At 56.6% G+C, this 7421-nt stretch carries 4 protein-coding genes; all 4 read right to left on the bottom strand.

Annotated elements, in window-relative coordinates:
* Positions 1-168 precede the first annotated feature (168 nt).
* The 4 genes from DWW73_RS07665 to rfbB all read right to left on the bottom strand — a co-directional run bounded on the left by DWW73_RS07665 (position 169) and on the right by rfbB (position 7404).
* Positions 169-1965 (bottom strand): P-loop NTPase fold protein, encoded by a 1797-nt coding sequence (locus DWW73_RS07665; protein WP_158563802.1) that lies wholly within the window; start codon positions 1963-1965, stop codon positions 169-171.
* A gap of 1550 nt (positions 1966-3515) precedes the next feature.
* Positions 3516-4151: a HEPN domain-containing protein gene (locus DWW73_RS07655; RefSeq protein WP_055287434.1), complete on the bottom strand. Its 636-nt coding sequence runs from the start codon at positions 4149-4151 to the stop codon at positions 3516-3518.
* Positions 4152-4913: 762 nt separating this feature from the next.
* Positions 4914-6368 (bottom strand): sugar nucleotide-binding protein, encoded by a 1455-nt coding sequence (locus DWW73_RS07650; RefSeq protein WP_117779227.1) that lies wholly within the window; start codon positions 6366-6368, stop codon positions 4914-4916.
* 13 nt (positions 6369-6381) lie between these two features.
* A complete protein-coding gene (gene rfbB / locus DWW73_RS07645; protein ID WP_117779226.1) occupies positions 6382-7404 on the bottom strand; it encodes a dTDP-glucose 4,6-dehydratase in 1023 nt (340 codons plus the stop codon).
* Positions 7405-7421 lie beyond the last annotated feature (17 nt).

Below are 7421 nucleotides of genomic sequence, written 5' to 3'. Positions count from 1 at the left end.
CCGTGTTCCGCTATGCGGTTGTCAATTTGCGAAAGAAATTATGCGTCACCGAAGAAGACGTGACTGGCGCATCCTTCAATCTATGCAACAAATGAAATCAAGCCGGCACCGCGCAAGCGCAAAACAAGACCGCTGGCACTGAAGCGCACGGCAAGTGGAGCATCGGTGCTACTTCTGTACGGGATACCCAAATCGGCTCTCAAGCTCCTCCAGATTTCTCAAGAACAAACGCCTTCTCATTGATCCAGTTTTCGTTTCAACGTTCGTTTCTTCCAGTGCAGTCTTTATCTCAAGTATCCATTCAACTAAATCCGCCGATGGCACCCCACCCGGAATCCAAACGTTATGAAGATGCACAAAGAACTTGCGAAGCGCCTCTTGATTCGCCGCATCTTCTCTACAAAATGACTCGACAATGACTCTCGGACTAGCATTAACCAACACTTTGACATCGCGTTCTGCAGCATCGTTGAGAAGTCGAGCAATCTCCCTGCCCGTCAGTCCCTCCGCTCCCTCAGATATCATCAACTGACTCGACATCTTTTTATTCAGCTCTGTCCGAGCATAACGCTCAAGTTCTTCGGCGAGCGCCCGTCTTTTCCGCCTTTCGTCTGCACTAAATACTGGTCCAGAGAGGAGCTCAGAAGCTTTGTCTAGATCGGCATCGATCACTTTCTTGCAATATTTGATAAAGTCATTTTGCGAAAATGGACATTCCCATTTGAGGTCAGATAGCAGGTAATAAACCTCGAGCACGTCGTGCAAACAATCGACTGAATAATGTGCTCTAGTAACTAAATCATAGTAACGCTGCGCGAGGCCATCTACATTATCGTCATCAAGATCGTAAGCGCACCGCATACTTTTAGCGATCTCCCTAACTTCGAGGGTATCGCGGTTGCTCGGGTACCGTTTCCAAATGTATGTTTTAAACCCTTGTTCGAGATCTTCAATATCTACATCGCCTGAAGGGTCGAATGCCTTACCTATCACGGAGAAATCAGAGTATTGCTCGTAAAGAGACACTCTGCGATCGTATTCCAGCGCCTCCGGACTGAGCCATTCCTCTGGCTTTCCGTTTTGTGGCATGGAAGGTGCGTTCCCCATGGAGGTCAACAAAGCAAAATGGACTGCGTCCCGTAGAGCGTAAAACCGGTTTTGAAGTGCAATTCCTGTATTTTGAAGCACCTCAAGGCTGCAAATTCTTCTGATTAGCTCATGAGCACGAATCATTGCCCGAGCATTTACGCATCCGCTGGCCTCTACCCCCGCAAGTATGGCGCTATGCATATCAAGGTCTTCCGATGGGCGACAATCTCCCATGAGAATTTCTTTGGCCAATGCAGACGGGCACGGCTTGAAAGGATAGACTTTCCAAATTAGCTTTTCGCGTACGTCCCTATCGAACTCTCGCATCGATTGCACATCACTTCCTTCCCAGGCATTTGAAACCAGCATGACCTTCAATCCAAGTCTTTCGACAAGATCGTTCATCGTTCCGAATAGCGCCAAATCGTCGCTATGTTTAGAACGCCTCTCCACATCATCGAATACAAGAAAGTGCTTCTTTTTGAGCATTAGGCAGGCAACGGATTGTATCCCGACGGCGAGATTCACCGATAATCCCGTTCTTTTAATTAAAGCCCTCGAAATACCGTTGAGGGCGCCCCCTATAGTTTTGGCAGCAGCTTGCGCCTTCATACCTTTATCGCTAAGGTGTACAAGCGCCATCACAATACGTTCGTATAGATCATCAGCAGTGGCAATTCCGAACATGGAAACGCGGACAAGGTTGTATTCGCCCTTTTCGAGATACTCGTTGAGTTTCCCTTCGATGAATCGGGTCTTTCCCGATCCCCAATCTCCCTCAAGTGCAATTGCATATTGATTGTCCTTATCCCTGAGATAGGAATCAATATGATCGATGAGCTGATCAGCAGGCTCTTTTGACCGGCATGTCTCCATTATTTCCTCCTGCATAAACTTATAGCGAAAGATTTCCTTCGCTGCGCTAGATCAAACCGCAACCGAGGTCGCCCCGTTCACAACAATGATGGCATAAGCTCGATCGAATGAGTATTTGAGCGCCCCCCAATATTCGCGGTACGGAAACGTGCAAATACTCACTCGATGCTAGATCTGCGCTAGCGGCCGAGGCCATCGGAGAAGATCCGTTTGTCGCGGGCACGATGACTTCGCGTCGGTGATGCCGCCCCTTGTGATTTCAAGCTAGTTCGCCGTGGCGGCGTTCCTACGGGGGAAGCGTTGCGGCTCCTCTTTTCTGAATCTGGCAAACCACCTGTAAAGGCGCGACTCTCTCAAGTGGTTGAGCTTACTCAGTCTTCCGCGCTCATGTTGGACGAGAGGCACCGCTCGATGCGGTCGGCCCATTTGTTCCTGCGATTGGCGTTTGCTTGCATCACCGCAACCTCTTTGAATTGGCGTTGCAGCATGTTTGCCTTAAGAAAAACAAGCTGTTGAGACGCACCCATTTATACGCTTACGAAACGGCAACCATCGATCATCCCTTATTATTCGGAGTTAGAAGTATCGCCCCACGACGCTAAGCCGGTGACCATCCAGTGACTTTTGACAACAAAATAGACATCGCCAATCTGATTGTCCAAGCATTCATCGGATTCTTTACCTTGGGGACCTTGATTGCCGCATTGCGGAAAAGCAGCCAGAACAAAAGGAACAGGGAGGACGACATCAAGCGGTATCAGCCATCCCGCATATCGGCATGGTACGAAGGGGGTCGAAACCGAACCGATCAGCCCAAGGACAATCGATTCGTCTGGCAGTTAGTCGTGCTTCGAAACGAAAGCGAGTCCCCCGTCTACGACGTAATCGTCACCTGTGTCGGGATTAGCGGAGCCGGCCCCTCTTTCAAAGGAGAGGACAACCGTCCCGCTTTTCCCGACCGCGTCTGCGTCGGCACGCTTCCTCCTGGAGCATGGTACACATGGCTCCCGACGGAAGGGCACGGAATGGGAGTACGCACGGCACCCGAAACGGCTTTCACCGACGCAAACGGAACTTCGTGGGTTCGGCGAGGCAACGGAAGTCTCGAGGAGATCCCTATGGAGCCGACCTCGTTCTACAGGCTGCCCCTCCCCTTGACCTGGTACGGATGCAAGAAGCTGACCGAGTAGCCCCTTGGCATCGTCGCTTTAAGCATTGGGTTTTCCGGACTGAGACGCGAACTTTCCCGGCCGTTCCGGATAACGGGAAAGTCAGAATCATTCGGGTTTGCGGGGCGGGAACGCGAGAGCGACTCCGCCCTTATTTTTCGATACACCCATAAATTGAAGCGAGATCGGCATCATCATCTCGAAGCACTTACTCACAGATCCATATGGTAAAGGTAGCAATTCACTACCTTTTATGCATAAATTACAGGTATCTTAATTAAGCTGTTAAAAAATAATCAACAGCTGTTCTGATTAACCGGCTAATACAACCATGATTCCAACCACTGGTTTTACAAACGATAAAGACCAGCTTCCAACCACTTATTTACCATTCTCGACAAGATAATCGAAGTCAATCAGCTGAAGCTGCTCTACGAACTTCTCCAAATACGAGACAACTTCCTCGTCATTCACGAATAGCGGCCTGTCCTGCGTCAGTCTGCCTGATTTGTCCTGCGGATAGCGGAGACTGATGCCGTTGTCATCGATTTCGGCAATGGCTTTTACAAAAGCACCCATGTTCTTGATGGTTGTATTGTCTTCACGGCACTTTTGCCCCGGAAACCTCGAGAGCAAGGAGTTCCACAGGTTTGTAAGGCTGTGGTCTTTCTTAGGCTTAGCCCCACATCTTTTTATCGCCCTCTTGATTGAAAGCTCAATACAGTGCCTTGTGAGGAACATCACCGGAATCGCGTAGGAATGTTCCAGCATCACATACATGCCCGGCCTGTCGGTCGCTCTCCTCCCGGCGGCCGCAAGCTCCTTGGCGGCATTGAGGAAGGATCTAATGAACTCATCGTCGAACCTGTCGGCTTTAAGCTCGTCTTTCACCAGGGCAGACGAGTCCAACAGCATGAAATTCCTCAAAGTGGGGTCATTGAAGCCATGCATCTGAGGCTTCATGACCTGTTGATCCTTGTATTTAGGGAACACATGGTCATTGAACACGCTATCCATCAGAGAATCCCTCCTGTCTTCGCGTCTATCCTCGCCCCCGACTTCGAGTCGATGAACTCGTCCACAGCCTCGCCATAATAGACCAATAGATAGTACATCTGAGCTGATGCGGTGCCCACAGCGATGCCAGAAACTCAGACGCCCATGAATGGCGGGGAAACGTTACGAGATGGATAACGCTCCAGAGCGCATAAGGTCCGGCTACTTTGCTCGACCGGCGACGAAGCCCCATTACAGTCAGAAACGAGCTATTCGATACCCCGTTGATGCATTTCCCGGTGTCGCATACGATGCAAGCAAGCCCGTCTGGGCCGCCGATCGGGCGCCCGCGTACGGCCGTCTTTCCCTGCCCCGAAGAGGTCCCGGGGGGTATTGCCGACGCAGGCGTCGCCGTTTCAGACGACTGATAGGAAACTGCCGGACCTCAGGGAAGATGGCCACGGCCAGGTAATGTGGGTGTCGCGGGAAACGGCTTCCGATCGACCGACGATTGGAGGATACCATGGCCAACAACGCAGCGCCCGCGAGGAGGGCCGTCCTCTAGCTCGATGTCGGGAAGTCCTTCCACTGGGCCTGCATGCTCACTCGGGACGGGCAGGTCGCCGTCAACCGCCCCGTCGCGAACTCCTAGCATGAGCTCGACAGGCTGTTCTCGCTTGGTGACCACCACCGCACTTACCGGCACAGAGCTATACGCCAGGCACAAGAAAAGCCGCCGTTAAAGAACGGCGGCTTTGATTCTCGCATATTTATTAAGAGCGACTAGAGCGTCTTGAGGTACTCCCCCAGCTCTTCCTCCCAGTCGGGCATGTCGAAGCCTGCGGACTCCAGCTTGGACAGGTCGAGCGCGGAGTGGACCGGGCGCGGTGCGATGGGGCCGGCGGCGCTGGCGTAGTAGTCGGCCGTGGAGACCGGGACCACCTTGCCGCCGTTGCCGTTGGCGGCCTCGAAGACCTCACGCGCGATTTCGGCCCAGGAGGCGACGCGGCCGCTGCCGGTGCAGCCGTAGGTGCCGTAGGGGGCCTTGTTCTCCAGCACGTGGAAGATGGCCGCGGCCATGTCGCGCGTGAAGGTCAGGCGTCCCAGCTGGTCGTCAACGACGGTGATCTGGGTGAGCTTATCCCCCGGGTCGGCGACGCGGTCGGACAGCGCCTTCATGGTCTTGACGAAGTTGTGCCCCTCGCCGATGACCCAGCTCGAGCGCATGATGTAGTGGCGCGGGCAGCCGGCCACGGCGATGTCGCCTGCCGCCTTGGTCTGGCCGTAGACGGACAGTGGGCTGAGGGGCTCGTCCTCGTCATGGACCTCGGCGGTGCCGTCAAAGACGTAGTCGGAGGAGACGTGCACGAGCGTGATGCCGTGCTCGGCGCAGGTGCGGGCGAGGAGCGCCGGGCCGGTCGCGTTGGCCTTCCAGGCGATGACACGGCCCTCGGGGGTCTCCGCTTTATCCACGGCCGTGTAGGCACCGCAGTTGATCACGGTACCGTAGAGCGACCAGTCGTACTGTACGTAGGCGTCCGGGTCGGACATGTCGAAGGTGTCGATGTCGCAGAAGTCGAAGTCCTTCGCGACGCCGCGCTCCTCGGCGAGCGCGCGGACCGCACGGCCCAGCTGGCCGTTGCAGCCGGTGACGAGCGTGCGCTTCGGCGCCATGGGGACGACGTCCTTGAGGTACGGGTGGTTCAGGTCGGCCTCGGATACGGTGGCCAGATTCAGCGGGATCGGCCACTGGATGTCGAGCTCGGGGTCGGCGAGGTTCACGAACGTGTAGGTCTTCTTCAGCTCGAGGGACCAGTGCGCGTCCACCAGGTAGGTGTAGGCGGTGCCGTCCTCCAGGGCCTGGAAGGAGTTGCCCACGCCGCGCGGCACGTAGATGGCCTTCGAGGGGTCGAGCACGGTCGTGTAGACCTTGCCGTAGGTGGCGCTGCCCTCGCGCAGGTCCACCCAGGCGCCGAAGACCGAGCCGTGGGCCACGGAGATGAACTTGTCCCAGGGCTCGGCGTGGATGCCGCGGGTGACACCGCGGCTGTCGTTGTAGGAGACGTTGTTCTGGACGACGCGGAGGTCCGGGATGCCCAGGGCGCACATCTTGGCGCGCTGCCAGTTCTCCTTGAACCAGCCGCGCGAGTCGCCGTGGACGGCGAGGTCGACGACCTTGAGGCCCCCGATACCGGTCTCGGTGACGGCGAGGTCCTTCTCGAATGCGATGTCTGCCATGTCTCTCCCCTCCTTACTGCCCCTGTGCGCGGTAGCGGGCCTCGGTGGCCTCCTTGGCCGGGCGCCACCAGGACTCGTTGGCGACGTACCAGTCGATCGTCTGCTTGAGTCCCTCGGCGAAGTCGGTGTGGGCCGGCCTCCAGCCCAGCTCGCGCTGGAGCTTGGTGGAGTCGATGGCGTAGCGGCGGTCGTGGCCGGGGCGGTCGGCGACCCAGTCGAAGTCCTCGGGGTCGCGGCCCATGGCCTCGAGGATCATGCGCAGGACGGTGATGTTGTTCTTCTCGCCGTCGGCGCCGATGAGGTAGGTCTCCCCCATGCGGCCCTTGGTCAGGATGTCCCAGACGGCGCTGGAGTGGTCCTCGGTGTGGATCCAGTCGCGGACGTTCTCGCCCTTCCCGTAGAGCTTGGGGCGCACGCCGTCGATGATGTTGGTGATCTGCCTGGGGATGAACTTCTCCACGTGCTGGTAGGGGCCGTAGTTGTTGGAGCAGTTGGAGATCGTTGTCCGTAGGCCGTAGGTGCGGGTCCAGGCGCGCACGAGCATGTCGGAGCTGGCCTTGGTCGAGCTGTACGGGGAGCTCGGCTTGTAGGGCGTCTCCTCGGTGAACTTGGCGGGATCGTCGAGCGCCAGGTCGCCGTAGACCTCGTCGGTGGAGACGTGGTGGTAGCGGATGCCGTACTTCCTCACGGCCTCCAGCAGGCGGAAGGTGCCCTCGACGTTGGTGCGCAGGAACGGCTCCGGGTCGGCGATGGGGTTGTCGTTGTGGCTCTCGGCGGCGTAGTGGACGATCGCGTCGTGGCCGGGGACCAGCCTGTCCAGCAGCTCCGCGTCGCAGATGTCGCCCACGACGAGCTCCACGCGGTCGGAGGGCAGACCGGCGATGTTCTCGGGGTTGCCGGCGTAGGTCAGCTTGTCAAGGACGGTCACGTGGACGTCCGGGTGGTTGTCGACCACGTAATGGACGAAGTTGCTGCCGATGAAGCCGCAGCCGCCCGTGACGATGATGTTCTCGGGGGAGAAGGTCTCCTCTGCCATGTTCGTATCTCCTCAGT

Origin of the sequence: Collinsella sp. AF16-8, assembly GCF_003462695.1 — a bacterium.
GTDB lineage: Bacteria > Actinomycetota > Coriobacteriia > Coriobacteriales > Coriobacteriaceae > Collinsella.
Note: the sequence above shows the minus strand (reverse complement) of the source record. Positions and strands in the feature narration are given on the sequence as shown.

Coding starts and splice junctions, on each gene's coding strand:
- DWW73_RS07665 (WP_158563802.1), bottom strand. CDS start 1,965: ATGGAGACATGCCGGTCAAAAGAGCCTGCTGATCAGCTCATCGATCAT.
- DWW73_RS07655 (WP_055287434.1), bottom strand. CDS start 4,151: ATGGATAGCGTGTTCAATGACCATGTGTTCCCTAAATACAAGGATCAA.
- DWW73_RS07650 (WP_117779227.1), bottom strand. CDS start 6,368: ATGGCAGACATCGCATTCGAGAAGGACCTCGCCGTCACCGAGACCGGT.
- rfbB (WP_117779226.1), bottom strand. CDS start 7,404: ATGGCAGAGGAGACCTTCTCCCCCGAGAACATCATCGTCACGGGCGGC.